The 23,301-nt window shown below is 73.3% G+C and carries 23 protein-coding genes; 2 read left to right on the top strand and 21 right to left on the bottom strand.

All coding sequences use genetic code 11. The features are described from left to right. Window positions 1–900, bottom strand: coding sequence for a 30S ribosomal protein S2 (rpsB, locus tag Sfr03f_RS13650; protein WP_108954173.1), 900 nt, complete (start codon window positions 898–900; stop codon window positions 1–3). 492 nt (window positions 901–1,392) lie between these two features. Between rpsB and Sfr03f_RS13655 the strand changes: the two genes are divergently transcribed. Further along, on the top strand, window positions 1,393–1,890 hold the full coding sequence (locus tag Sfr03f_RS13655) for a peptidoglycan DD-metalloendopeptidase family protein (RefSeq protein ID WP_435841908.1): 498 nt from the start codon (window positions 1,393–1,395) through the stop codon (window positions 1,888–1,890). 116 nt (window positions 1,891–2,006) lie between these two features. On the opposite strand, the gene Sfr03f_RS13660 is transcribed toward Sfr03f_RS13655, so the two are convergent. The 16 genes from Sfr03f_RS13660 to Sfr03f_RS13735 form a co-directional block, all read right to left on the bottom strand. After that, complete coding sequence (locus Sfr03f_RS13660; RefSeq protein ID WP_108954174.1) at window positions 2,007–2,576, bottom strand: TetR/AcrR family transcriptional regulator; 570 nt, start codon at window positions 2,574–2,576, stop codon at window positions 2,007–2,009. 58 nt (window positions 2,577–2,634) lie between these two features. After that, a complete protein-coding gene (whiG, locus tag Sfr03f_RS13665; RefSeq protein ID WP_108954175.1) occupies window positions 2,635–3,474 on the bottom strand; it encodes an RNA polymerase sigma factor WhiG in 840 nt (279 codons plus the stop codon). Between the two features lie 260 nt (window positions 3,475–3,734). Further along, window positions 3,735–4,889: a DNA-processing protein DprA gene (gene dprA / locus Sfr03f_RS13670; protein WP_108954963.1), complete on the bottom strand. Its 1,155-nt coding sequence runs from the start codon at window positions 4,887–4,889 to the stop codon at window positions 3,735–3,737. A 281-nt stretch (window positions 4,890–5,170) separates the two neighbouring features. After that, a complete protein-coding gene (locus tag Sfr03f_RS13675; protein ID WP_108954176.1) occupies window positions 5,171–6,790 on the bottom strand; it encodes a YifB family Mg chelatase-like AAA ATPase in 1,620 nt (539 codons plus the stop codon). A gap of 1 nt (window position 6,791) precedes the next feature. After that, a complete protein-coding gene (locus tag Sfr03f_RS13680; protein WP_245967556.1) occupies window positions 6,792–7,208 on the bottom strand; it encodes a YraN family protein in 417 nt (138 codons plus the stop codon). A 272-nt stretch (window positions 7,209–7,480) separates the two neighbouring features. After that, the gene (locus tag Sfr03f_RS13685) at window positions 7,481–7,789 is read right to left on the bottom strand and encodes a DUF2469 domain-containing protein (RefSeq protein WP_108954178.1); all 309 of its coding nucleotides are present in this window, start codon (window positions 7,787–7,789) and stop codon (window positions 7,481–7,483) included. 311 nt (window positions 7,790–8,100) lie between these two features. Beyond that, window positions 8,101–8,895, bottom strand: a complete 795-nt coding sequence (gene lepB / locus Sfr03f_RS13690; protein WP_108954179.1) for a signal peptidase I — start codon at window positions 8,893–8,895, stop codon at window positions 8,101–8,103. A gap of 361 nt (window positions 8,896–9,256) precedes the next feature. Next, complete coding sequence (gene lepB, locus Sfr03f_RS13695; protein WP_170145083.1) at window positions 9,257–10,102, bottom strand: signal peptidase I; 846 nt, start codon at window positions 10,100–10,102, stop codon at window positions 9,257–9,259. Between the two features lie 170 nt (window positions 10,103–10,272). Continuing rightward, window positions 10,273–10,983: a signal peptidase I gene (gene lepB / locus Sfr03f_RS13700; protein ID WP_439959677.1), complete on the bottom strand. Its 711-nt coding sequence runs from the start codon at window positions 10,981–10,983 to the stop codon at window positions 10,273–10,275. Window positions 10,984–11,071: 88 nt separating this feature from the next. Continuing rightward, on the bottom strand, window positions 11,072–11,656 hold the full coding sequence (lepB, locus tag Sfr03f_RS31220) for a signal peptidase I (protein ID WP_245967611.1): 585 nt from the start codon (window positions 11,654–11,656) through the stop codon (window positions 11,072–11,074). Window positions 11,657–12,019: 363 nt separating this feature from the next. Beyond that, window positions 12,020–12,370, bottom strand: a complete 351-nt coding sequence (gene rplS / locus Sfr03f_RS13710) for a 50S ribosomal protein L19 (RefSeq protein ID WP_020138756.1) — start codon at window positions 12,368–12,370, stop codon at window positions 12,020–12,022. A 136-nt stretch (window positions 12,371–12,506) separates the two neighbouring features. Next, window positions 12,507–13,340, bottom strand: a complete 834-nt coding sequence (gene trmD, locus Sfr03f_RS13715; RefSeq protein ID WP_108954182.1) for a tRNA (guanosine(37)-N1)-methyltransferase TrmD — start codon at window positions 13,338–13,340, stop codon at window positions 12,507–12,509. Next, complete coding sequence (rimM, locus tag Sfr03f_RS13720; protein ID WP_108954183.1) at window positions 13,340–13,981, bottom strand: ribosome maturation factor RimM; 642 nt, start codon at window positions 13,979–13,981, stop codon at window positions 13,340–13,342. The genes trmD and rimM overlap by 1 nt, the downstream gene beginning before the upstream one ends. 122 nt (window positions 13,982–14,103) lie before the next feature. After that, window positions 14,104–14,343, bottom strand: coding sequence for an RNA-binding protein (locus tag Sfr03f_RS13725; RefSeq protein WP_108954184.1), 240 nt, complete (start codon window positions 14,341–14,343; stop codon window positions 14,104–14,106). 2 nt (window positions 14,344–14,345) lie between these two features. After that, window positions 14,346–14,774, bottom strand: coding sequence for a 30S ribosomal protein S16 (gene rpsP, locus Sfr03f_RS13730; RefSeq protein ID WP_108954185.1), 429 nt, complete (start codon window positions 14,772–14,774; stop codon window positions 14,346–14,348). 234 nt (window positions 14,775–15,008) lie between these two features. Further along, the gene (locus Sfr03f_RS13735) at window positions 15,009–15,608 is read right to left on the bottom strand and encodes a hypothetical protein (RefSeq protein WP_108954186.1); all 600 of its coding nucleotides are present in this window, start codon (window positions 15,606–15,608) and stop codon (window positions 15,009–15,011) included. Window positions 15,609–16,170: 562 nt separating this feature from the next. On the opposite strand from Sfr03f_RS13735, the gene Sfr03f_RS13740 reads away from it, so the two are divergent. Next, window positions 16,171–17,019: a class I SAM-dependent methyltransferase gene (locus Sfr03f_RS13740; protein WP_108954187.1), complete on the top strand. Its 849-nt coding sequence runs from the start codon at window positions 16,171–16,173 to the stop codon at window positions 17,017–17,019. Between the two features lie 167 nt (window positions 17,020–17,186). On the opposite strand, the gene ffh is transcribed toward Sfr03f_RS13740, so the two are convergent. The 4 genes from ffh to Sfr03f_RS13760 form a co-directional block, all read right to left on the bottom strand. After that, entirely contained in the window at window positions 17,187–18,740 is a 1,554-nt protein-coding gene (gene ffh, locus Sfr03f_RS13745) for a signal recognition particle protein (protein ID WP_108954188.1), read from the bottom strand. A gap of 147 nt (window positions 18,741–18,887) precedes the next feature. Then, a complete protein-coding gene (locus tag Sfr03f_RS13750) occupies window positions 18,888–21,437 on the bottom strand; it encodes a [protein-PII] uridylyltransferase (RefSeq protein ID WP_108954189.1) in 2,550 nt (849 codons plus the stop codon). 48 nt (window positions 21,438–21,485) lie between these two features. Next, the gene (locus tag Sfr03f_RS13755) at window positions 21,486–21,824 is read right to left on the bottom strand and encodes a P-II family nitrogen regulator (protein ID WP_108954190.1); all 339 of its coding nucleotides are present in this window, start codon (window positions 21,822–21,824) and stop codon (window positions 21,486–21,488) included. Continuing rightward, entirely contained in the window at window positions 21,821–23,146 is a 1,326-nt protein-coding gene (locus tag Sfr03f_RS13760; RefSeq protein ID WP_108954191.1) for an ammonium transporter, read from the bottom strand. The genes Sfr03f_RS13755 and Sfr03f_RS13760 overlap by 4 nt, the downstream gene beginning before the upstream one ends. Between the last annotated feature and the right edge of the window lie 155 nt (window positions 23,147–23,301).

The following is a 23,301-nucleotide window of genomic DNA, read 5'->3' on the forward strand; positions in this document are numbered from 1 at the left end:
TCAGGCCTGCTCGCCCTCGGCGGGCTTCTCGGCCTCGGCGGCGGGCGCCTCGTCGGCAGCCGGGGCCTCGGCGGCCGGGGCCTCCGCGGCGGGGGCCTCGGCCGGCTTCTCGGCCTCGGCGTCGGTCTTCTTGTCGCCCTCGAGCAGGTCGCGCTCCCACTCGGCCAGCGGCTCGCCGGCGGCCTTCTCGCCCTTGCTCTCGGCGCTGCCGGAGCGGGCCATCAGGCCCTCCGCCACGGCGTCGGCGATCACGCGGGTGAGCAGGGTGACGGAGCGGATCGCGTCGTCGTTGCCCGGGATCTTGTAGTCGACCTCGTCGGGGTCACAGTTGGTGTCGAGGATGGCGACGACCGGGATGTTGAGCTTCCGGGCCTCGCCGACCGCGATGTGCTCCTTCTTGGTGTCCACGATCCAGACGGCGCTGGGCACCTTCTGCATCTCGCGGATACCGCCGAGGGTCTTCTCCAGCTTGGCCTTCTCGCGGGAGAGGACCAGGAGCTCCTTCTTGGTCAGGCCCGACGCGGCGACGTCCTCGAAGTCGATCTGCTCGAGCTCCTTGAGGCGCTGCAGACGCTTGTAGACGGTCGAGAAGTTGGTGAGCATGCCGCCCAGCCAGCGCTGGTTGACGTAGGGCATGCCGACGCGGGTGGCCTGCTCCGCGATGGCCTCCTGCGCCTGCTTCTTCGTGCCGACGAACATGACCGTGCCGCCGTGGGCGACGGTCTCCTTGACGAACTCGTAGGCGCGGTCGATGTACGACAGCGACTGGAGCAGGTCGATGATGTAGATGCCGTTGCGCTCGGTGAAGATGAAGCGCTTCATCTTCGGGTTCCAGCGACGGGTCTGGTGACCGAAGTGGACGCCGCTCTCCAGCAGCTCCCGCATCGTGACGACGGCCATGGCCGTTCTCCTTGAGATTCTCGGTTGTGCCGCGGACACCGGACGGCATCCGCGCCTGACGCCCGCGTACGACGCCCTGCCACGAAGGACCGAGGGGCGCCGACCCAGGCCGCCGGCTCGCGCCGGGGGCCATCATCGAGGCGTGCGAAGTCGACCCGGTGACCCGGATCGCCTCAGAAAGTGTACGGGACTGCCGGGGCCGCGAGTGACGCCGCCGTCCACAACCGGCGGGTAGTCCACAGGACGGGGTGGACACCGGTCGTTTTCCGGGACGGTTCGGGCATGCGAGAGATGCGACGTGACGCGCGGGCCCACCGGAACGACCGGACCCACGGACGGCGGAGGAGGAGCGGCTGGACCCTGGCGGTGCTGGCCGGGGCGCTGCTGGGGGCGGCGGCCGCGCCCGAGCCGCCGCCCGTTCCCGCACCCGGGTCCGGGCCTGGGCCGGGGTCCGGTCCTTCGGGACCTGCCGTGCCCGGGGTGCCCTCCCAGGTGCCTTCCGGGCCTGCGGCGGAGGTGCCGCGGATCGCCCGGAACTGGCCGGTCGGGGTGCGGCCCTCGGTGCTGCGGGGATGGGAGCCGCCGCCTTCCGCGTACGGGCGCGGGCACCGGGGCGTGGACCTGGCGGCCGGGGCGGGCGCGGAGGTCCGGTCGGTGGCGGCGGGGCGGGTGTCGTTCGCGGGGCGGGTCGCGGGGCGAGGGGTGGTCTCCGTGGAACTCACCGGTACGGGGGATCCGCCGTTGCGCACCACGTTCCAGCCGGTGAGTCCGGAGGTGCGCCGGGGCGACGCGGTGGGGGCGGGGGCCGTGCTGGGGGGCCTGGGGGCGGGGGACCACTGCGGGGGCGCGGTCTGCCTCCACTGGGGCCTGCGTCGCGGCCCCGCCTACCTCGACCCGCTCACCCTGCTCCCCTTCCACCTCCTCACCCCCCTCCCGCCCCGCCTCCTCCCGGTGCCCCCGGGGCTGCCGCTTCCGCAGCGGTGGCCCTGACGGGGGGCCGGGTAGGGCCGGTGGCCCTACAGGCAGCCGGCTGGCGTAGGGCTGGTGGCCCTGACGGGGAGCCGGAGGGCGTAGGGCCGGTGGCCCGGGAGGGCGGGGTCGGCGGGTCAGCCGGTGTGGGTGGTGAGGGCGCCGTGGAGGGCCATGTGGACGGCGGCCTCGGTGATCTCCGCGGGGTCCTCGGCCGCACCGAGCTCGATCCGCCGCACCGCCGCGTCCACGACCCCCTGCAGCAGCATCGCCGCCATCCGCGGCTGCTCGTGCCCCAGCTCCCGCAACGCACCGCCCAACATCGCGACCAGCCCTCCGTGCGCCGCACGGATCTTCTCCCTGGCCCCCTGGTCCAGCTCCCCGGCGGAGATGGCGACCACGGCCCGGTGCCGCCGGTCCCCCACCAGCGACAGCTGCTGCCGCACGTAGGCCTCGACCTTCGCGGCCGGGCCGTCCGCCGCCGCCATCGCCGCCTCGATCTCCGCGGCCCAGACCGGGAAGTCGACCGCGCACAGCTCCTCGACCACGGCTCCCCGCGAGCGGAAGTACTCGTAGACGGACGACCGCGCCAGCCCCGTCCGCTCGGCGAGCGCGGGGAAGGTCAGCGCCTCCGTACCGCCCTCGGACAACAGGGACCGCGCAGCGTCCAGCAGTGCGGCTCGCTGCATCGACCGGTGCTCGGCCACGGAGGCCGCTCGAATCCTTGGCACGCCACCACTCTACGGAGCCGTGCCCCCGAACGTGTCAGCGCCCGAAACTCGCCAGCTTCGCCCGCAGCTGCAGCACCGATTTGGTGTGGATCTGGCTGACCCGGCTCTCCGTCACCCCGAGCACGTTGCCGATCTCCGCGAGGGTCAGGCCCTCGTAGTAGTAGAGCGTGACCACCGTCTTCTCACGGTCCGGCAGCATGTTGACGGCCCGCGCCAGCAGCCGCCGCAGCTCCCGGTCCTCGGCCACCTCGACCGGGTCGTCGGCGGCGGTGTCCTCGAGGGTCTCCATCAGGCTCATCCGCCCGCCCCCCTCCCCGCCCCCGTGCAGCACCTCCTCCAGGGCGACCACGTTGGCCAGCGAGAGCTGGCTGAAGACGGCGTGGAGCTCCTCGACGGTGACGCCCATCTCTTCGGCCACCTCGGCCTCGCTGGGCGTCCGCCGCAGCCGCGCCTCCAGGGTGGCGTAGGCGCGCTCCACGTTCCGCGCCTTCTGCCGCACGGAGCGCGGGATCCAGTCCAGTGCCCGGAGCTCGTCGATCATCGCGCCGCGGATCCGGGTGATCGCGTACGTCTCGAACTTGATCTCGCGTTCGACGTCGAACTTCTCGATCGCGTCGATCAGTCCGAAGACGCCCGAGGAGACGAAGTCGGCCTGCTCGACGTTGGACGGCAACCCCACGCTCACCCGGCCGGCCACGTACTTGACCAGGGGCGAGTAGTGCAGGATGAGCTGTTCCCGCAGCCGCTCGTCCCCGGTCGCCTTGTAGGTCCGCCACAGCTCGTCGACGGTCGAGGGGGCGGGAGGCCGCACTCTGCCCCGGGCCGCGGGGGTGACCGCCGCCGCCCGGTCGGGCCCGGAGGTGTGCTGGGGCATTCGTCGCCTTGTGCCGTTCTGCCGTGGTACCGGTCGCGCGCTCCGGCGCACCGGAGCGCCGGGGAACTTCGTGAGCGTAGCGCGACTGGAGCATCGCAGTCCGTGAAGGACGAACCGGGACCGATCCGCAGATACGTTCCTCTCCGCCCCGTCCGTCGACGCCGCGAAGCCCCGGGGCTCACCGCCTGTGACCACCCGGAAGGCTCAACTCCGAGACGGCACAAGGGCGTCGGGACCACCCGGACGGCCGAGCGGTCACCTCACGGCGGCCCCGCGCCGCCCCGCGCCGAGATCACCGCATGGCGTGTCAACTGCCATCCGTCGCCGTGTCGTTCGACATGACCCAGCGAACGGAGCTCGTAGAGCCTGGCCACCGCGTCGTCCGGGGTGGTCGCCGCCTCGCGGGCGATCTCCGCCACCGGGACCGGCCCCCGGGCGGGCAGGGCGTCCAGCACCCGGCGGACGTCGGCCCCGAGCAGGTCACGCGGCAGCAGCGGCCCCTCGGGCAACTCGTCCAGCTCGCCGATCGATCCGACGAGTTCGACGATCTCGGCCGCGTCGGTCACCAGGGCGGCCTCCTCCCGCAGCAACTGGTGCACGCCGGTGGACAGCCCGCTGGTGACGGGACCGGGCACGCCCATGGTGAACCGGCCGAGCCGGCGTGCCGCGCGGGCCGTGGACAGGGATCCGCTGCGCCGCGCGGCCTCGACGACCACCGTGCCCCGGGTGAGCGCGGCGATGACGCGGTTGCGCAGCACGAACCGGGACGGCGTGGGGTGGTCGCCCGGCGGCAGCTCGCCGATCACCAGGCCCTGTTCCGCGATCCGGCCGATCAGCCGGGCGTGCCCGCGCGGGTAGGGCCGGTCCACACCGCAGGCCAGGACGGCCACCGTGGCGCCGCCCGCGCCGAGCGCACCCCGGTGCGCCGCCCCGTCGATCCCGTAGGCCCCGCCGGAGACGACCACCCAGCCCCGCTCCGCGAGCTCCGCGGCCAGCCCGGCCGACACGTGCGCCCCGTACTCGGTGCAGGCCCGCGCGCCGACCACGGCCACCGACCGCAGCGCCCACATCCGCAGGCTGGGCCGTCCGCGGATCCACAGGCCGACCGGGCGGGCGTCGCCGAGGTCGTCGAGCTGGGTGGGCCACTCCGGCTCGCCGGGCACCACGAACCTGGCCCCGCTCTCCGCGGCCGCGGCCAGGTCGCGAGCGGGGTCGGCGGCGGCCGCCCGGGCGCACAACCCCGCCCAGCGTGTGGCGCGTACTCCGGCGAGCGGCCGCCCGCCCTCCCGCAGCCGCCGCACCAGCGCCACCGGGCCGAGCTCCCGCAGCCACCGGCCGCCCACCTCGTCCCCGGGCTCCAGCACCCGTGTCAGCAGGGTCCGCGCCCACTTCGCTTCCGGCCCGGACCCGGGCACCTCCTCCACGCGCGAGCCCGGCGGGCAGGCAGACGGCTCCTCGGGGCGCGCACCCTCCGGGGCGGCCCCCTCCGGCTCCGGAGGCGGCACCCCCGGCTCCTCGGGGCGTGCATCCTCCGGGGCTGCCGCTTCCGGCAGCGGAGGCGACGCCCCCACGCCCTGCGGAGCGAGCCGCCCTCCGCCGCCCGGCACCGCCGCCCCGCCGTCGCCAGGCACCGCCGCCCCGCCGTCGCCGGGTACCGCCGCCCAGCCATCGCCCGATGCGCGGGCCGTCCCCCCGTTCACACCAGCTCCCCGATCGTCGAGGCCGCGCCCAGCGGGCAGCCGGTGCGCAGCTCCAGTGCGAAGGCGACGTCATGGGCGTCCGGACGGTCGTGGCCCACCAGGTCGGCCACCGTCCAGGCCACCCGCAGCACCCGGTCCAGACCCCGCGCGGTGAGCGTGCCGCGCTCCAGGAGCCGCTCCGCGCGCTCCATGGCTCCCAGGGCCGCTCTCCACCGCCCGCGCAGCTCCCGGCCGGGCACCTCGCCGTTGGTCCGCCACGGCGTGCCGTCGAGCCGCGCCGCGGTGCGCTCCCGGGCGGCCAGCACCCGGGCCGCGACGGTCGCCGAGGACTCCCCGCTGCTCCCCCGCCCGGCCAGCTCCGCACGCGTCACCGGGCCCACCCGCACCCGGAGGTCGACCCGGTCCAGCAGGGGCCCGGAGATCCGCGCCTGGTAGCGCCGCACCGCGTGCGGGGAGCACTCACAGCTGTCGTCGGTCCGGGAGAACCGCCCGCACGGGCACGGATTGGCCGCCAGCACCATCAGACATTTGGCCGGAAACCGCACCACGCCCTCGCTCCGAGCGATCACCACATGGCCCGACTCCAGCGGCTGCCGCAGCGCGTCCAGTGCCGCCCGGCTGAATTCCGGCGTCTCGTCGAGGAAGAGGACCCCCCGGTGGGCCAGGGAGACGGCGCCCGGTCTTGCCGTGCCCTTCCCGCCGCCGACCAGCGCCTGCATGGTGGCCGAGTGGTGGGGGGCGCAGTAGGGCGGCCGGTCGATCAGCGGGCGGCCCGGCGGCAGCAGCCCGGCCACCGAGTGGACGGCGGTGACCTCCAGGGACTCCTGCCGGCCCAGCGGCGGCAGGAGGGTCGGCAGGCGTTCGGCGAGCATGGTCTTGCCCGTCCCCGGCGGCCCGGACAGGAACAGGTGGTGGCCGCCCGCCGCGGCGACCTCCAGGGCGGCCCGCGCCCGCAGTCCTCCCGCGACGTCCGCCAGGTCGTGCCCCTGCTCGGAGAAGGCGCCGCCGGGCACCCCCACGGCCGCGGCGGCTCCCGGCAACCGCAGGCCGGCCAGCATCGCGTCGGGACGGCCCTGCGCCACCGGTTCCTCCTCGGGTACCGGTGCGTCCGTCAGGACGGCGATCAGCTGTCTGAGACTGCGGACGCCCAGCACCGACACCCCGGGCACCAGGGATGCCTCCGCCGCCGCGCACTCGGGCACCACCACCTGCTGGTAGCCGGCCTCCGCGGCGGCCAGCACCACCGGCAGGACGCCGCGCACCGGCCGCACCCGGCCGTCCAGCCCCAGCTCGCCGATCATCACCAGCTCGGCCAGCGCCTTCGGGTCGATCAGCTCGGCCGCGCCCAGCACGGCGCAGGCGACGGCCAGGTCGAACCCGCTGCCGCCCTTGGGAACCGAGGCCGGGCTGAGGCCGACGGTGAGCTTCTTCTGCGGCCACGCGGCGCCCGAGTTGACCACCGCGGCCCGCACCCGATCACGGCTCTCGCTGAGGCTCTTGTCGGGCAGGCCCACCAGCGTGAACGCGGCGACCCCCGGTTCCAGGTCGGCCTGCACCTCGACCACCACGCCCTCGGCGCCGACCAGCGCCACCGAGCAGGTACGCGCGAAGCCCATCTCAGGCCACCCCCCGCACGTGCTCGACCTGCGGCGCTCCGCGCCGGGGCAGCAGCACGCCGACCACGTCGATGCGCACGCCGCCCGGCGGAGCCCCGCCGTGCTCCTGCACCCACCGCTCGGCCAGGCCGCGCAGCCGGGCGGCCTTCGCGGGCGTCACGGCGGCCATCGGGTGCTCGAAGGCCGCCCCGCCCTCCGCCGGGGCGCGGCGCGTCTTCACCTCGCAGACCACCACCGCGTCGCCGTCCCGCGCGACGATGTCGATTTCTCCGGCCCGACCGCCCCGCCAATTGCGGTCCAGCACCGTCATGCCGGCGTCGGTCAGCCGTCGTGCGGCGAGTGCCTCGCCCCAGGCGCCGAGCGCACCGCGCGCCCCTCCGCGGCGACCCCTGGTGGGCCCTCGCGCCGCCAGGCCCACCGCTTGTTCCGTCCCCCCGGCCTTCCGGTCGGCCCTCGACCGGCCGGCCGTCGACCGGCTCACCTCCCGCAGGTCCCCTGCGTCGCCTGCACCTCGCACGTCGTCGTGTACGCCTCGTGCGTCCTGAGCGCCCATCCGGCACCACCTCCGGCACCCACCGTGACCTCACGCGCGGGCCGGTGTGGATCTTGGTGGACGGGCGGCCTCAACACGACAGAAGCCTCACCCTTTCGGGTGAGGCTTCTTCGCGCTTTGTGGCGGTTTTCCACAGGTCAGCCGCCCGGGAGCTCCAGATCGGTCTTGTTGAGCTCCTCGATGTTCACGTCCTTGAACGTCAGGACCCGTACCTTCTTGACGAAGCGGGCCGGCCGGTACATGTCCCAGACCCAGGCGTCGGCCATGGTGACCTCGAAGAACACCTCGCCCTGGACGGAGTGCACCTGCATGTCGTAGTCGTTGGTGAGGTAGAACCGACGCTCGGTCTCGATCACGTAGGTGAACAGTCCGACGACGTCTCGGTACTCCCGGTAGAGCTTCAGCTCCATCTCGGTCTCGTACTTCTCGAGGTCCTCGGCGCTCATGGCATGTTCCCCTTCAGCCGTGCGATCCCACCATTGTGCGTCAGTCCCACGAGCCCCTAGGCGATTTCCGGCTCAAGGGTCTCCGGCCCGGCAGGGGGACCTGCGCCGAGCAGCCTGAGCAGCGGCCCGGCGAGTCCCGTGGGGTACACCGTCTCATGCGACCGCCCGAGTTCCCCACACGTCCGCCACCGCGCTTGCGCGAAAGTCGCCCGCTCCAGGGTGGTCCCGCGCCGCATCGAGCCTGACCAGGCAGTACCGCTCGTCGCTGTCCCGCAGGCGCGGGCGCACGGACCCGCGGAGGACCGGGGGTCTCAGCGACCGGCCGGGGCCGTTCCCCGCCGCCGGGCCAGCAGACCCGCCACCGGCCCGTAGGCGGCCCCTGCGAAGATCATCAGCGCTCCGGCCGCCACCAGGGTCACCTGGGTCGTCAGCGGTCCCGCCGGGGTGGGTTCGCCGCCGAGCACCCGGAAGCCGGTGGCGGGCTCGAGCATGCCCTTCATCGGCCACACCACGGCGTCCACCCGTCCCTTGACCGCGCTGCGGGAGACCGTGCCCGCCCCCTTCTCCATGAGGTGGGCGGTGGAGTCGAGGGAGCCGCTGCGGTCGTCGCCCAGCAGGAACAGCCTGCCCTTCGGCACGGTGACCTCGGAGAAGGACGCCGTGGTCGCGAACGGGTCGTCGCGGGTGTAGGGCTCGTCGATCCGCCGGCCGTTCACCTTGAGACCTCCGTCGGAGCAGCAGGCGACGGTGTCGCCGCCGACCGCCACCACGCGCTTGACGAGGGGGGCGTCCGCCCACGACTTCTGATCGAAGACGACGACGTCGCCGCGCCGCACCTCCGAGCCGTCCACCCGTTGGGCGAGCACCCGGTCACCGGCGCCGATGGTCGGGTGCATGGACAGCGTGGGGACGGTGAACGGCACGTACATCAGCGCGGCCCAGCCGAAGCCGCCGAGGAACAGCAGCGTGCCCAGCGCGACCACCAGGCCCGAGAGCCGATGTCCGAGCCGGCTGCCGGCGGGGGTGCCGGCCGGAGTGGCGTTCGGGGCGGCGACGCCCTCGCCGCTGCTCGCCGCGGCCGTGTCGGTCCTGCTCTCACTGCCCATGGCCCCGCACCCTACCCGGCGGTACGGGAACTGGTCAGCCCCTGACGACCGGCTCCCCACACGGTCTCCTCACACCCGACGGCCGCCGCACGGTCCCGGACCGGGGCACCGCCGGGGCGAACGGGGCCCGCACCCCGGTCCGGTAACCGGGCACCGCCCGGGAGGACCCACCCGCACACCGGTCCCGTACCGGACACCGCCCCGGCAGACCCACCCGCACACCGGTCCCGTAACGAGGCACCGCCCCGGCGCACCCGCCCGCACACCGGTCCCGTAACGAGGCACGGCCCGCTCCTCCGTGGGCGGAGGAGCGGGCCGTGACGGCGTCGAGGCGCAGGACCGCGGGGCGCGTGGCCCCTGCCTACTTGTTCAGGGCGGGCTGGTCGAAGGTCTCCGGCACCGGCAGGGTGCCCCAGCGGTCGATCGGCCACGCCTTCACCACGGCGCGTCCGACGACGTCGTCCACCGGGACCATGCCGTTGTGGGCGTCTTCCTGGTTGTAGCGGGAGTCCTTGCTGTTCTGGCGGTGGTCGCCCATCACCCACAGGTAGCCCTCGGGCACCTTGACCTTGAACTGCCCGGCGTCGTCGTCGCTGCAGGGGGTGTTGCCCGGGAAGACGTACGGCTCGTCGAGGGCGACGCCGTTGACGACGACCTTGCCGGTGCCGCGGCACTCGACGGTGTCCCCACCGACGCCGATCACGCGCTTGATCAGGTCGCGCTCCTCCGAGGAGGGCATCAGACCGACCCAGGTGAGCACCTTCTGGAAGGCGTTGGGCTCCTCCACGGGCTGGCCCGCGAGCCAGTTGTCCGGATCGTGGAAGACGATGACCTCGCCGCGCTCTGGCTCGGCGCCGAACCACGGGGTGAGCTTGTCGACCAGGACCCGGTCACCGCGCTGCAGCGTGTTCTGCATGGAGTCCGAGGGGATGGAGAACGCCTGCAGCAGGAACGTCTTGATCACCAGTGCCAGGACCAGCGCGATCACGACCAGCAGCGGCAGCTCCTTCCAGAACGACCGCACCTGCTGGTTCGAGGAGCCGCGCCGCGCCCCCTGGCCGCCGTCCTCTCCCGGACCCGGCCCGCCGGAACCTTCGGGGTCACTGCCGTGCGTCACGTCCTCACCTTCCTGCGGGCCGGGTTCGGGAGACCGCCTCCGCCATCCGTCGCCGCCACCGGAGCGCGCGCCAACCGCCGCATCCCCCACACCGAACTCCTCACTCCGTACCGCCGCCCGCCCGCTGCCCGGCGCGGGCCACCACTCCCTTAACGAGCGGGAGTTCCCCAGGGCTCGGTGGTCCGGTAAATCCGTCCACCGCCTCGGCCGACCGCCTGCCCGGGGTGCTGCCACCCTATGCGAGCCCGGCCGCCCGGCGGCTACCCCCCGTCGTCGCCGGGTGCCCGCGGGCCGGGGACGGACGAGAAGGCGTCCGGCGCGGTCAGGCGCCCCCAGTGCCCCACCGGCCAGGCCACCGCCACCGCCCGGCCCACCACGAGATCCTCCGCGACGGCCCCGCCGTACGGTCCGTCACGGTGCTCGCGGGAGTCGGCCGAGCGCGACCGGTGGTCGCCCATCACCCACAGGGTCCCCTCAGGGACCGTCACCTCGAACGGCATCGCGGACGGATCATCACCCGGGTGGAGGTAGTCCTCGTCGAGCGGGGTTCCGTTCACGGTCATCCTGCCCTCGGCGTCGCAGCAGACCACGTGGTCACCGCCGACCCCCACGACCCGCTTGATCAGGTCCTGTTCGTCGGCCGACGGCAGCACGCCCACGAAGGCGAGCCCGTCCTTGATCCGCCGGGTCACCGTCGAATCGTCGCTGAGCGCGGCCACCTCCTCGTGACCCAGCCAGCCGCCCGGGTCACGGAAGACCACGACGTCGCCCCGCTCCGGTGTCGACCCGAACCACGGGGACAGCTTGTCCACGATCACCCGGTCGCCGATCCGGATCGTCTGCTCCATCGACCCGGAGGGGATCACGAAGGCCTGGAACAGGAAGGTCTTCAGCAGCAGCGCGATCAGCAGCGCCACGCCGCCCAGCAGGGGTATCTCCTTCAGCAGGGCCCGCCGGCGGCGGCGCTGCACCCGGCGGCGCAGCCTGCGTCGTTCGGCGCGCCCCGGCGGGGGTCCGGCGGTCTCCGGCCCCTCTCCCGCTCCCCGCGTGCGTCCCCGCCTACCCATGGGCCCCCTCCGCCTCGGGCACGCCGGCATAGGCGCCGGACGGTTCGATCCGCGTCCACCGGCCGGCCGGCCAAAGGATCCAGTCGGCCCGCCCGGTGACGTCCTCCACGGGCACCATGCCCCCGCCCGGTGAGCCCAGGTGGTCCCGGGAGTCGCGGGAGGCTGCGCGGTGGTCGCCGAGCAGGAAGAGTCGTCCGGCGGGCACCACCACGTCGAACGGCACCGCCGACGGGGCGTCGCCGGCCAGGAACGGCGACTCGTCCACCGCGCGCCCGTTGACCCGCAGCCGGCCGTCGCGGTCGCAGCAGACCACGCGGTCGCCGCCCACCCCGGCCACGCGCTTGACGAAGTAGCCCGCGCCGAACCGCTCGCCGCCCTCGAAGACCACCACGTCCCCGCGGGCGGGTCCGTCACCGAAGCGGTAGGCCAGCTTGTTCACCAGGACCCGGTCACCGGCCCGCAGGGCGGGCTCCATGGAGGAGCTGGGGATCCGGAAGGGCTGGGCGACGAACAGCGTGACCACCAGGAGGAAGACCAGGCAGGCCCCCACGGTCAGCGTGAGGCTCCCCCCGGGCAGCCAGTCCCGGAACCCGCCCCGCCCGTCCGCGCCGCCCTCGTCATCACCGTCCCCGCGTAGGTCCGCGGCACCACCCTCGGCGCTCTCGGCACCCTCGCAGGCCTCGCCGGCCCCGGCACCCTCGCCGGCCCCGGCACCCTCGCCGGCCTCGGCACGGTCGCCGTCACCGGCGCCGCCCCCGGTCTCCGGGCCGCCGCGCCTCGCTCCCCGGAGAACAGCGAAGCGCGACCGCGCCTCCCCGTCCCGCGGCCGAGGGGAGTCCTCGGACGCGGTCGGGAAGGAGCCGTCGCGCTCCTGGTGCTGAGCTTCGGTGTCCATAGGGGGCAGATGCTATCCGGCCCCCGCTGGAACACCCGCGCGAGCTCAGTTGTCGCGCTTCTCCTTGATCTTCGCCGCCTTGCCGCGCAGCTCGCGCAGGTAGTACAGCTTGGCGCGACGCACGTCACCGCGGGTGACCAGCTCGATCTTCTCGACGATCGGGGTGTGCACCGGGAAGGTGCGCTCGACGCCGACGGAGAACGAGACCTTGCGGACCGTGAAGGTCTCGCGGACACCGGCGCCCTGGCGGCGGATGACGACGCCCTTGAACTGCTGCACACGAGAGCGGTTGCCCTCGATGACGCGGACGTGGACGTTGACGGTGTCACCCGGGCGGAAGGCCGGGATGTCGCTGCGCAGCGACGCGGCGTCGACGGAGTCGAGCAGGTGAGACATTTCGTCTGCTTTCTTCGCTGATGCCACAGGTCATCAACGGGAGCTAGGTTTCATCGGAAGAACGTCGCCGTGACCGGGACGCCGCGTCGTGTCCCCCTGTGGCAGGGGCGCGGACCGGGCCACACACAACAGCGGCCTATTCTTCCACGTCTTCGACGCGTCGCCAAAACCGCCCGTGACGTCCGGCCTCGGGGTCGGGAGCCCAGCCGAGGATGGAGAGCATCTCGCGGTCCTTCTTGTCGAAGGCCTCGGGGGCCGTGCGCTCGATCAGGTCGGGCCGGTGGGCGGTGGTGCGGCGCAGCGCCTCGTCGCGGCGCCAGCGGGCGATCTTCCCGTGGTGGCCGCTCAGCAGCACCTCGGGAATCCCACGGCCCCGCCAGACGGGCGGCTTGGTGTGGACCGGCCCCTCCAGCAGGTTGGCCATGGCGCCCGGGGCGAAGGAGTCGTCCCGGTGCGACTCGGCATTGCCGAGCACGCCGGGCAGCAGACGGGCCACCGCCTCGGTGATCACCAGGACGGCGGCCTCGCCGCCGGCCAGCACGTAGTCGCCGATGGAGACCTCGTACACCGGCATGCGGGTGGCGTACTCGTCGATCACCCGGCGGTCGATGCCCTCGTAGCGGGCCGGGGTGAAGACCAGCCAGGGCCTGGAGGAGAGCTCCACGGCCAGTTCCTGGGTGAACGGGCGGCCGCTGGGCGTCGGCACGACCAGTGCGGGTGCGCCGGCGCCCGCCTCGTAGCCGTCCGCGAGGACCTCGTCGAGGGCCTCGCCCCACGGCTCGGTCTTCATGACCATGCCGGGGCCGCCGCCGTAGGGGGTGTCGTCGACGGTGTTGTGCCGGTCGTGGGTCCAGTCCCGCAGGTCGTGGACGCCGACGTCGAGCAGCCCGCGGGTGCGCGCCTTGCCCACCAGGGAGACGTTCAGCGGTTCCAGGTACTCCGGGAAGATGGTGACGACGTCGAGACGCATCAGCCCTGGTCCCGCTTCGTCCCGGCGCCGTCCGTCTCCCCGCCGCCGGCCGTCTCCCCGCCGTCGGCCGCCGGCTGGTCGCCGGACGCCTGCTCCCCGGCCGCCGCGTCGCGGGCGGAGGCGATCTCGGCGCGGTCGTCGATCAGGCCGGGCGGCGGGTCGATGACGGCCCGCTGCTCCTCGATGTCGATCTCCACGACGATCTCCTGGACGAACGGCACGTAGACCTCGCTGCCGTCCGGACGCTCGACCACGAACAGGTCCTGCGAGGGCAGGTGGGAGATCTCGGTGATCCGGCCCACCTCCTGGCCGTCGACGGTCACCACGTCCAGGTCCATCAGCTGGTGGTCGTAGTACTCGTCCTCCTCCTCGGGCAGCTCCGCGGGGTCGACGTCCGCGATGAGGAGGGTGTTGCGCAGCGCCTCGGCACCGGTGCGGTCCCGGACGCCCTCGAAGCGCAGCAGCAGCCGGCCGCTGTGCACCCGTCCCGCCTCGATGGTCAGCGGACCGACCGAGGCCGGGTCGGTGGCCAGGACGGCGCCGGGCGCGAGCCGCAGCTCCGGCTCGTCGGTACGTACCTCGACGGTGACGTCGCCCTTGATGCCGTGGGCGCGGCCGATCCGTGCGACTACCAGCTGCACTGTGCTTGCTCTCCTGGTCGGAACTGCGGGTGACGGACCGCGGTCGGGGACTGCGGTGGGGAACGACGTCGGGCCGGGGACGGCTCTGAGGCCGTCCCCGGCCCGAGCCGGTGTTGCGTGTGTCAGCGGACGTCGTCCACGTCGACCAGGTCGACGCGGACGCCGCGGCCGCCGATGGCGCCCACGACGGTTCGCAGGGCGCGAGCGGTGCGGCCGTTGCGGCCGATCACCTTGCCGAGGTCGTCCGGGTGGACCCGGACCTCGAGCACGCGCCCGCGACGCAGGTCGCGGGAGGCGACCTGCACATCGTCAGGGTTGTCGACGATGCCCTTCACGAGGTGCTCGAGAGCCTCCTCGAGCATGCTCAGGCCTCGGTCGACTCAGCCGGAGCGGACTCGGCGGCGGCCTCGTCCTTCTTCTCGGCCTTCTTCTTCTGGGTGATGGCCTCGCCCTTGCCCTCGTCCTCGCCACCGAGCGCCTCGAAGGACGGACGGGCCGGCTTCTCGGCGCGCTGCAGCAGCGGCGCGGGGGCGGGCTCGCCCTTGAACTTCTGCCAGTCGCCGGTCTTCTTGAGGATGGCGAGAACCGGCTCGGTCGGCTGGGCGCCGACGGAGAGCCAGTACGCGACACGCTCGGCGTCGACCTCCATCACCGACGGGTTGTACGTCGGGTGGTACTTGCCGATCTCCTCGATCGCCCGGCCGTCACGGCGGGTACGGCTGTCGGCGACGACGATGCGGTAGTGAGGCGAACGGATCTTGCCCAGACGCTTCAGCTTGATCTTGACTGCCACGGGAGTGGAATCTCCTGGAATTGACGTGGTTGGGCGCGACGGGAAGCCGCGTGGGGTTGCGGCACCGAGTGCCCGATGGACGCGTCAGCCGGAGGAGAGAGGGGTCCTGTGCGACTGTCGAGTACAGCTGGCCATTCTGCCATATGACCGACCCCGGATCCGAACGGGGGCGTACGGGGCCCGCGCGGGGCCGGCGTCCACGATGCGCCGGCTCCGCGCGGGACCCGCGCCACCTCAGCTCGCCGCGGCGAGCGGCTCGGGCTCGGGGATCCTGAAGGGCTTCCCGCAGCCCCCGCAGACGATGGGCGCCTGCGCCAGGACGGACGGAACGACGCGCACGTTGCGACCGCAGTCGCAGACGGCCTTGACCCGCACACCTCCCCCCGACGACCCGTGACGGGCCGCGGGTCCCCGGAAGGTGCCGGCCGTGTCCGACGCCACGGCCGCGTTGTGCGCCTTGAGCGCGCGCTGCAGCCGTTCGATCGTGGGCCGGTACCGGCGCTTGGCCTCGGGCTTGAGCGTGACCAGCGAGAAGCCGCTGCTGGGATGCGGCTCCTCGGAGTGATCGAGCCCGAGCTCCTCGGCGATCGCCAGGAACCTGCGGTTGTGGTAGCGGCCGGCCCGGGACGTGTCGCGAATGCCCCGGGCGGCGGCGATGCCGTGGACTGCCTCATGGAGGAGTCGCTCGAAGGAGAGTTCGTGTCCACAGGCGGACGACGACTCCCCGATCAGTGATTCGGGCGCGGCCAGGTCAGGCAGCTCGGGATGGTGCCGTTGAATGTCGGCCCATGCCTGTGCCAGCTCGGCGGCGAGAACTGGTGGTGTCGTGCTCACGTAATGACAACGACGCCGCAGCCCTCCGTGTTCCTATTCCGGGGCATCTCAAATAATTTGCACGTACCCGTCAGTTCTCTCTGATGTGTCCGGACGAGGACGGGTGCGTTGATCTGCGCAGAAGGCCGACGTCTCACCACAAGCCGGTACGTAGTCACACGTACGTACAGGGCGGTACCCGGCGCACGGGGCTCGGCGTGCGCCCCGGCGCGCGTCACAGCTTGGCGGGATTACGACGTGATCGTGAGGTTACACCCCGTTAGGCCGAAGCCTGACGGCGGGTCCCGGTTCAAGAATCCTCACCCTTCATGACGCGGCACCCCCGTCTCCGGTTGCCCTCCGGGTTACCGGTATGTGAAATCTCGCCTTATACGCCCGCATCCGGCAACGGGGTGTCCAGGCGCCCTGGACGGGACAGCGTCCTAGCAGTTACCTGGCATACGGGGGGAAGCCGGGGCACGGACGGGGGCGGCACGGCGCACGACGACGGCACGGACGGCACGGACGGCACGGACCGACGGACGGCCCGAAAGCGGCAACTCTTCGGCGATTGGGGCGCTACATGACATCCACTCTCCTGCGACCTCACCCTCCCCGCACGACCCGGACCACGGGGGCGGGCCCGCGGGCACTGGCCCGGGACTGGTCCGAGATCCAGGAACGCATGCTGGTCCCGCTCTACGAGGCCGTGCACACGCGCTTGGGGGTGGGCCCCGGCACCCGGCTGCTGGGGCTCGGCTGCGGCTCGGGACTGGCCCTGCTGATGGCGGCGGCACGGGGCGCCGACGTCACCGGCGTGGAGACGGACTCACCCGAACGGCTCAACCTGGCGCGGGAAAGGCTCGCAGCACACGAGCAGGGCGGCGACGCCTCGGGTCCGGCGGGCGGCGCGCGGCTGGCCGAACACCCGCCGGCCCGTGCGCAGGCGTACACGGTGGTGACGTCGCTGGAGCCGGTCGGCTGCCTCACCGGGGACACCGACGCCCTGATCGCCCGGCTGCGGGACGCCGCGCCGCTGGCCGAACGCGGCGCGGCCGTGGTGCTGACCGGATGGGGGCCGCCCGAGCGGTGCGCGACGGCGGCGGTGCTGCGGGTCGCGGAGCGGCTGGCGGAGCCGCGTTCGCCGGGGAGGTGGCGGCCGGCCGGCCGGGACGACCTGGAGGACGTGGCCCGGCGGGCCGGTCTGGTCCCCGACGGCTCGGGCCGGGTCTCCTGCCCCTTCGGCTACGCGGGGATCGACAGCGCGGTGCGGGGACTGTGGTCGACCGGGCTGTTCGACGCGGCCGCCGCCGCCACGGACCCCGCCCAGGTCGACAAGGAGCTGCGCGAGGCCCTGCACCCGTACGTGCGGGCGGACGGCACGGTGTGGATGCCGAACGTCTTCCGCTACCTCGTCGCCCGCACCCGCTGACGCGGCCGCGGGCGTCCGCCGGGGTCCCGCCGGACGCCGGAGCCGGGTACCGCCGGGTGTCCCGAACGCGAGAGCCGGGCTGCCCCCTGCGGGGGCACACCCGGCTCGGCGTCGCACCGATCGGCGCGGCTGTGCGTGAACTGCGCGACCGTGCGTGAACTGACGCGTCAGCCCATGAACTTCTTGAACTCGTCGGGGAGTTCGAAGTTCTTGGCGTCCTGCTGGGGCAGGCCGAAGGCGTTGCCGCCCTGCGCGGCGGCGGCCTCGCGACGCTGCGCCTCCTCCAGCTCCTGCTGCTTGCGCTTCATCGGGTTGCCGGAGCGCTGCTTGCCCTTGGCCTTCTTCTGCTGCTTCTTCTGGCGGCCCGGACCGCCGCCCATGCCCGGCATTCCCGGCACGCCCGGCATCCCGCCGCCCTGGGCCATCCGGGACATCATCTTGCGGGCCTCGAGGAACCGCTCGATCAGGTTCTTCACCGCGCTGACCTCGACGCCCGAACCCCTGGCGATACGGGCGCGGCGGGAGCCGTTGACGATCAGCGGGTCGGTGCGCTCGGCGGGGGTCATCGACTTGATGATCGCCGCGGTGCGGTCGACCTCGCGCTCGTCCAGGTTGTTGATCTGGTCCTTGATCTGGCCCATGCCGGGGAGCATGCCGAGCAGCTTGGAGATCGACCCCATCTTGCGGACCTGCTCCATCTGGGACAGGAAGTCGTCGAGGGTGAACTCCTGGCCCTTCTTGGAGGCCAGCTTGGAGGCCATCTTCTCGGCCTCGGCCTGGTCGAAGGTCTTCTCCGCCTGCTCGATCAGGGTGAGCAGGTCACCCATGTCGAGGATGCGGGAGGCCATCCGGTCCGGGTGGAAGGCGTCGAAGTCGTCCAGCTTCTCGCCGTTCGAGGCGAACATGATCGGCTTGCCGGTGATCGACGCGATCGACAGGGCCGCGCCGCCGCGGGCGTCGCCGTCGAGCTTGGAGAGCACCACGCCGTCGAAGCCGACGCCGTCGCGGAAGGCCTCGGCCGTGTTGACCGCGTCCTGACCGATCATCGCGTCGACGACGAAGAGGATCTCGTCCGGGCTCACCGCGTCCCGGATGTCGGCGGCCTGCTGCATCATCTCGGCGTCGATGCCGAGGCGGCCGGCGGTGTCCACGATCACGATGTCGTGGACCTTGGTCCGCGCGAAGTCGATGGAGTCCTTGGCGACCTTCACCGGGTCGCCGACGCCGTTGCCCGGCTCCGGCGCGTAGACCGCGACGCCGGCGCGCTCGGCGACGACGCTCAGCTGGTTCACGGCGTTGGGGCGCTGGAGGTCGGCCGCGACGAGCAGCGGGGAGTGGCCTTGGTCCTTGAGCCACTTGCCGAGCTTGCCCGCGAGGGTGGTCTTACCGGCACCCTGCAGACCGGCCAGCATGATCACGGTGGGCGCGGTCTTGGCGAAGCGCAGCCGGCGGGTCTCGCCGCCGAGGATGGTGACCAGCTCGTCGTTGACGATCTTGATGACCTGCTGGGCCGGGTTCAGCGCCTTCGAGACCTCGGAGCCGAGGGCACGCTCCTTGACGCTCTTGATGAAGGAGCGCACGACCGGCAGGGCGACGTCCGCCTCGAGGAGCGCGATGCGGATCTCGCGCGCCGTGGCGTCGATGTCAGCCTCGGAGAGCCGGCCTTTCCCGCGGAGGTTTTTGAAAGTCGCGCTGAGGCGGTCGGAGAGGGTATCGAACACGGCGCTCGTCGGTCCTCGGTGTCGGGGGCGGATGAATGTGGTGTCCAGGGTATCCGCCCCGGACCCCTCCCGGTCCCTGCCGGTACCTTCCCGCCCGCGCGTGCACCGCGCGGGCGCTCGGGCCGACCGCGCCCGGGGCCGTGCGGGTCAGGTGGTGCGGAGGGTGCGTTCGAGGTCGCGGGCGACCTCGGCGGCCTCCGCGTCGGGGAGGGGTTCTCCCTTGACGTCCGTGACGTAGAAGCTGTCGACCACGTTGGCCCCCAGCGTGCTGACGTGGGCGCTGCGGACCCGCACCCCCGCCGTCTCCAGGGCCCGGCCGATCCGGTGCAGCAGTCCCGGCGCGTCGTGCGCCCGGACCTCGATCACCGTGGCGTGCCGGGACGCCGCCCGGGCGACGGTGACCTGCGGGGGCGCCGCCGGTCCCCCGCGGCGCCGCGGGTAGGCGGCGTCGCGCTCGGCGAGGCGGGCCGCGATGTCGAGGGAGCCGTCCAGCGCGCGGACCAGGTCGGCGCGGAGCCTGGCGGCCTGCGGGAGGGAGCCGTACTCGGCGGCGACCCGCCAGTCGAGCAGCAGCACCGCGGCGTCGACGCCGTCCGGCAGCTCCAGCGGCCGCAGCTCGGCGGTGCGCACGGTCAGCCGGTGCAGGGCCAGCACCCCGGCCACGGCGGGCAGCACGCCGCCGCGCTCGGGCACCGCGATCCGCAGTTCGGCCCCCAACGGCTCCGGCTGGTCCTCCCGGTCCTCCCGGTCCGCCCGGTCCGCCCGGTCCACAGGGCCCGCCCGGCCCGCCTGGTCCCGGCGGTCTCCCTGGTCCCGCCGTTCCGGCGTCCCGGTCTCCTCCCGGTCCGCCCCCGCCCCCCTCTGGGCGCGCAGCGACAGCACCGGGCCCTGGGTGACGACCGCCTCCAGGGCGAGCCGTTCCTGCTCGGCTGTGGGCGCGGCGTGCTGCGGGCCCGCCGGCGGCTCGCCGGCCAGGACCGCCGAGACGCGGGCCGCCAGGTCGGCGACCAGCGAGGCCCGCCAGGACGACCAGGCGGCCGGCCCGGTGGCCAGCGCGTCCGCCTCGGTGAGCGCGTGCAGCAGCTCGAGCGTGCTCTGCGAGCCGACCGCGTCGGCGACCAGCTGGATGGTGGCCGGGTCGTCGAGGTCACGGCGGGTGGCGGTCTCGACGAGCAGCAGGTGGTGGCGGACCAGGGTGCCCAGCACGGCGACGTCCTGCCGGTCGAAGCCGATGCGCGCGGCGACGTCCTTGACGATGGTCTCGCCGGCCACCGAGTGGTCGCCCGGCCAGCCCTTGCCGATGTCGTGGAGCAGCGCGGCGACCAGCAGCAGGTCGGGGCGGCCGACCCGGCGGATGGTCCGGGAGGCGCGGACGGCGGTCTCGATCAGGTGGCGGTCGACCGTCCAGACGTGGACGGCGTTGCGCTGGGGGCGGCAGCGGACCCGTTCCCAGTCCGGCAGCAGCCGGGTGATCAGCCCTTCCGCGTCCAGGGCGTCCCAGACGTCCACGGCGGGACGGCCGGAGCCCAGCAGGGTGACCAGCTGCTCCCGGGCCTCGGCGGGCCAGGGCACCGGCATCGGCGCGGTGTCGGCGGCCAGCCGCCGCACGGCGTGCAGCGACAGCGGCAGCCCGGCCTCGGCGGCCGCTGCGGCGGCGCGCAGCGGGAGGACGGGGTCGCGGTCGGGCCGTGCGGCGCGGGCCAGCACGACCTCGCCGTCCTGTTCCACGACGCCCTCGGCGAGCGGGGTGCGCTCCGGGGCCGGGCGGCCGCCGCCCAGCAGGGTGCGCAGCCGGGGCCTGGACGAGCGGGCCCGCAGCACCCGGCCGACCTCGCGCCAGGTGACGTCACCGGCGTAGGAGATGACACGGGCGGCCTCGTAGACCTGACGCAGCAGGACGTCGGCGTCGAGCAGGCCGAGGCGTGCGGCGACCTGGTCCTGCTCCTGGAGGGAGAGGCGGTCGGTGGCCCGCCCGGTGGTGAGGTGGAGGGCGTCGCGGACGTCGAGGAGGGTGCGGCGGGCCGCGTCGAGACCTTCGCGCGGGGCGTCGGCGAGCCAGGAGGCGGCGACGGCGCGCAGCGCGGTGGCGTCGCGGAGGCCGCCGTGGGCCTCCTTGAGGTCGGGTTCGAGGAGGAAGCGGAGTTCGCCGGCGCGGTCGGCGCGCTCGGCGCACAGGTCCCGCAGCTCGGGCAGGCGCCGGGCGGCCTGGTTGCGCCAGTCGGCGAGGACGGCGGTGCGCAGGCCGGTGGTGAGGGTCAGGTCGCCGGCCAGGTGGCGGGCGTCGAGCAGGCCGAGCTGGACCTTGAGGTCGTCGGCGGCGGTCCTGCGCGCCTCGGAGGTGGTGCGGACCGAATGGTCCAGGGCGAGGCCCAGGTCCCAGACGGGGTACCAGAGCCGGTCGGCGACGGCGGCGACCGCGTCCGGGTCGGAGCCGTCGTGCAGGAGCAGCAGGTCGAGGTCGCTGCGCGGGGAGAGCTCCCCGCGGCCGTAGCCTCCGACGGCGACCAGGGCGAGGCCCCGGGCGCCGGGCGCGGCGGCGGCGAACAGTCCGGCCAGCCAGCGGTCGGTGATGTCGGCCAGGGCCTTACGGCGCGACGGCCCGGACCGAGCCTCCTCCTGGAGGAGGCCCAGCCGGGCCGCCGCGTAGCCGCCGGGTCCCGAGTTCTCGGTCTCTTCACGCGTGTCCGTGCTCGTCACCGGCGACTCCGTTCCTCTGGCTGCCCCGCAGGGCTTCCGCTCGCTGCCTTACAGGGCGTCCGGTCCGCGCTCACCGGTGCGGACGCGGACGGCGGTCTCGACGGGGACCGCCCAGACCTTTCCGTCACCGATCTTGCCGGTGCGGGCGGCGCTGACCACGACCTCGATGAGCTGGTCGGCGTCCGCGTCGTCCACCAGGACCTCTATGCGGATCTTGGGGACCAGGTCGACGGTGTACTCGGCGCCCCGGTAGACCTCGGTGTGACCGCGCTGCCGGCCGTAGCCGCTGGCCTCGGTGACGGTCAGGCCGTGCACTCCGAAGGCCTGGAGGGCTTCCTTGATCTCGTCGAGCTTGTGCGGCTTGACGACCGCGGTGATCAGCTTCATGCGTCAACCTTGTTGCTCTCGGCGCGGGCGGGGACGGGGTTCTTGGCGGAGCCGCCGCCGACTCCGCTGAAGTCGTAGGCGGTCTCGGCGTGCTCGGCCTGGTCGATGCCGGAGATCTCCTGGTCCTCCTCGACCCGCATCCCGATGGTCTTGTGGATCAGCAGGGCGAGGACCGCGGAGGCCACCAGCGAGTAGGCGAGGACGCCGAAGACGCCGGCCGCCTGCTTCCAGAGCTGGTCGAGGCCGCCGCCGTAGAGGAGGCCGGCCACCTCGGACTGGCCCTCGCCGGTGGCGAAGAAGCCGATCAGCAGCGAGCCGACGATACCGCCGACCAGGTGGACGCCGACCACGTCGAGCGAGTCGTCGTAGTTGAACCGGTACTTCAGGCCCACGGCCATGGCGCAGAGCAGGCCGGCGATCGCGCCGACGGCGATGGCGCCGAGCGGGGAGACCGCGCCGCCCGCCGGGGTGATGGCGACCAGGCCGGCGACGGCGCCGGAGGCCGCGCCCAGGGTGGTGAACGCGCCGTGCCGGATCTTCTCGTAGACGAGCCAGGCCAGGACGGCCGCGCCGGTGGCCACCTGCGTGTTGACGAACATCAGCGCGCCGACGCCGTCGCTGTTGCCGAGCCAGGAGCCGGCGTTGAAGCCGAACCAGCCGAACCAGAGGAGGCCGGCGCCGAGCATGACCAGCGGCATGCTGTGCGGCCGCATCGGGTCCTTCTTGAAGCCGACCCGCCGGCCGATGACCAGGATGACGCCGAGCGCCGCGGCGCCCGCGTTGATGTGGACGGCCGTGCCGCCCGCGAAGTCGATCACTCCGAGCTCGAACGCCCAGCCGCCGGTGCCCCAGACCCAGTGCGCGACCGGGAAGTAGACGACGCTGGCCCACAGCACCACGAACAGGGACCAGGCGGCGAACTTGACGCGGTCCGCGAGGGCGCCGCTGATCAGGGCGGGAGTGATGACGGCGAACATCAGCTGGAAGACCGCGAAGACCAGGGTGGGGATGGTGTAACCGCTCCACACCTCCCCCTTGTCGATGCCGCTGAACCCGAGGTAGCCGGAGTCCCAGCCGATGAGGCCGCCGCTGTCGGTGCCGAAGGCGAGGGAGAAGCCGTACAGCACCCACAGGACGGTGACGATCCCAAGGCTGATGAAGGACATCATCAGCATGTTGAGGGCGCTCTTGACCCGGACCATGCCTCCGTAGAAGAAGGCCAGACCCGGGGTCATGAGCATCACCAGGGCGGAACAGATGAGCATGAAGCCTGTGTCGGCTGACGAAATCTTGTCAGCCGCAAAGGTGATGGCTGGTGCCATCGGCGTCTCCTCGTCGTGGGTCGCGGCCCGTGCGGGCTACCTGGGCGGGTGGGGAGGTGGTGGGCCTGTCGTTCGCCACGAGATTGACGCAGCGCCGTTTCGGCCATGACCCCTCGTTGTTTCGCACCGGTGACGAAGAAGCCGTGCGTGTTACG

The sequence above is a fragment of the Streptomyces fragilis genome (genome assembly GCF_003112515.1).
Classification (GTDB): Bacteria; Actinomycetota; Actinomycetes; order Streptomycetales; family Streptomycetaceae; genus Streptomyces; species Streptomyces fragilis.

Coding starts and splice junctions, on each gene's coding strand:
- trmD (WP_108954182.1), bottom strand. CDS start 13,340: ATGCGTCTCGACGTCGTCACCATCTTCCCGGAGTACCTGGAACCGCTG.
- Sfr03f_RS13755 (WP_108954190.1), bottom strand. CDS start 21,824: ATGAAGCTGATCACCGCGGTCGTCAAGCCGCACAAGCTCGACGAGATC.
- Sfr03f_RS13675 (WP_108954176.1), bottom strand. CDS start 6,790: ATGGGCTTCGCGCGTACCTGCTCGGTGGCGCTGGTCGGCGCCGAGGGC.
- rpsB (WP_108954173.1), bottom strand. CDS start 900: ATGGCCGTCGTCACGATGCGGGAGCTGCTGGAGAGCGGCGTCCACTTC.
- lepB (WP_108954179.1), bottom strand. CDS start 8,895: ATGGGCAGTGAGAGCAGGACCGACACGGCCGCGGCGAGCAGCGGCGAG.
- Sfr03f_RS13685 (WP_108954178.1), bottom strand. CDS start 7,789: ATGAGCGCCGAGGACCTCGAGAAGTACGAGACCGAGATGGAGCTGAAG.
- Sfr03f_RS13740 (WP_108954187.1), top strand. CDS start 16,171: ATGACATCCACTCTCCTGCGACCTCACCCTCCCCGCACGACCCGGACC.
- Sfr03f_RS13725 (WP_108954184.1), bottom strand. CDS start 14,343: ATGCTCGAGGAGGCTCTCGAGCACCTCGTGAAGGGCATCGTCGACAAC.
- rplS (WP_020138756.1), bottom strand. CDS start 12,370: ATGTCTCACCTGCTCGACTCCGTCGACGCCGCGTCGCTGCGCAGCGAC.
- Sfr03f_RS13760 (WP_108954191.1), bottom strand. CDS start 23,146: ATGGCACCAGCCATCACCTTTGCGGCTGACAAGATTTCGTCAGCCGAC.
- whiG (WP_108954175.1), bottom strand. CDS start 3,474: ATGCCCCAGCACACCTCCGGGCCCGACCGGGCGGCGGCGGTCACCCCC.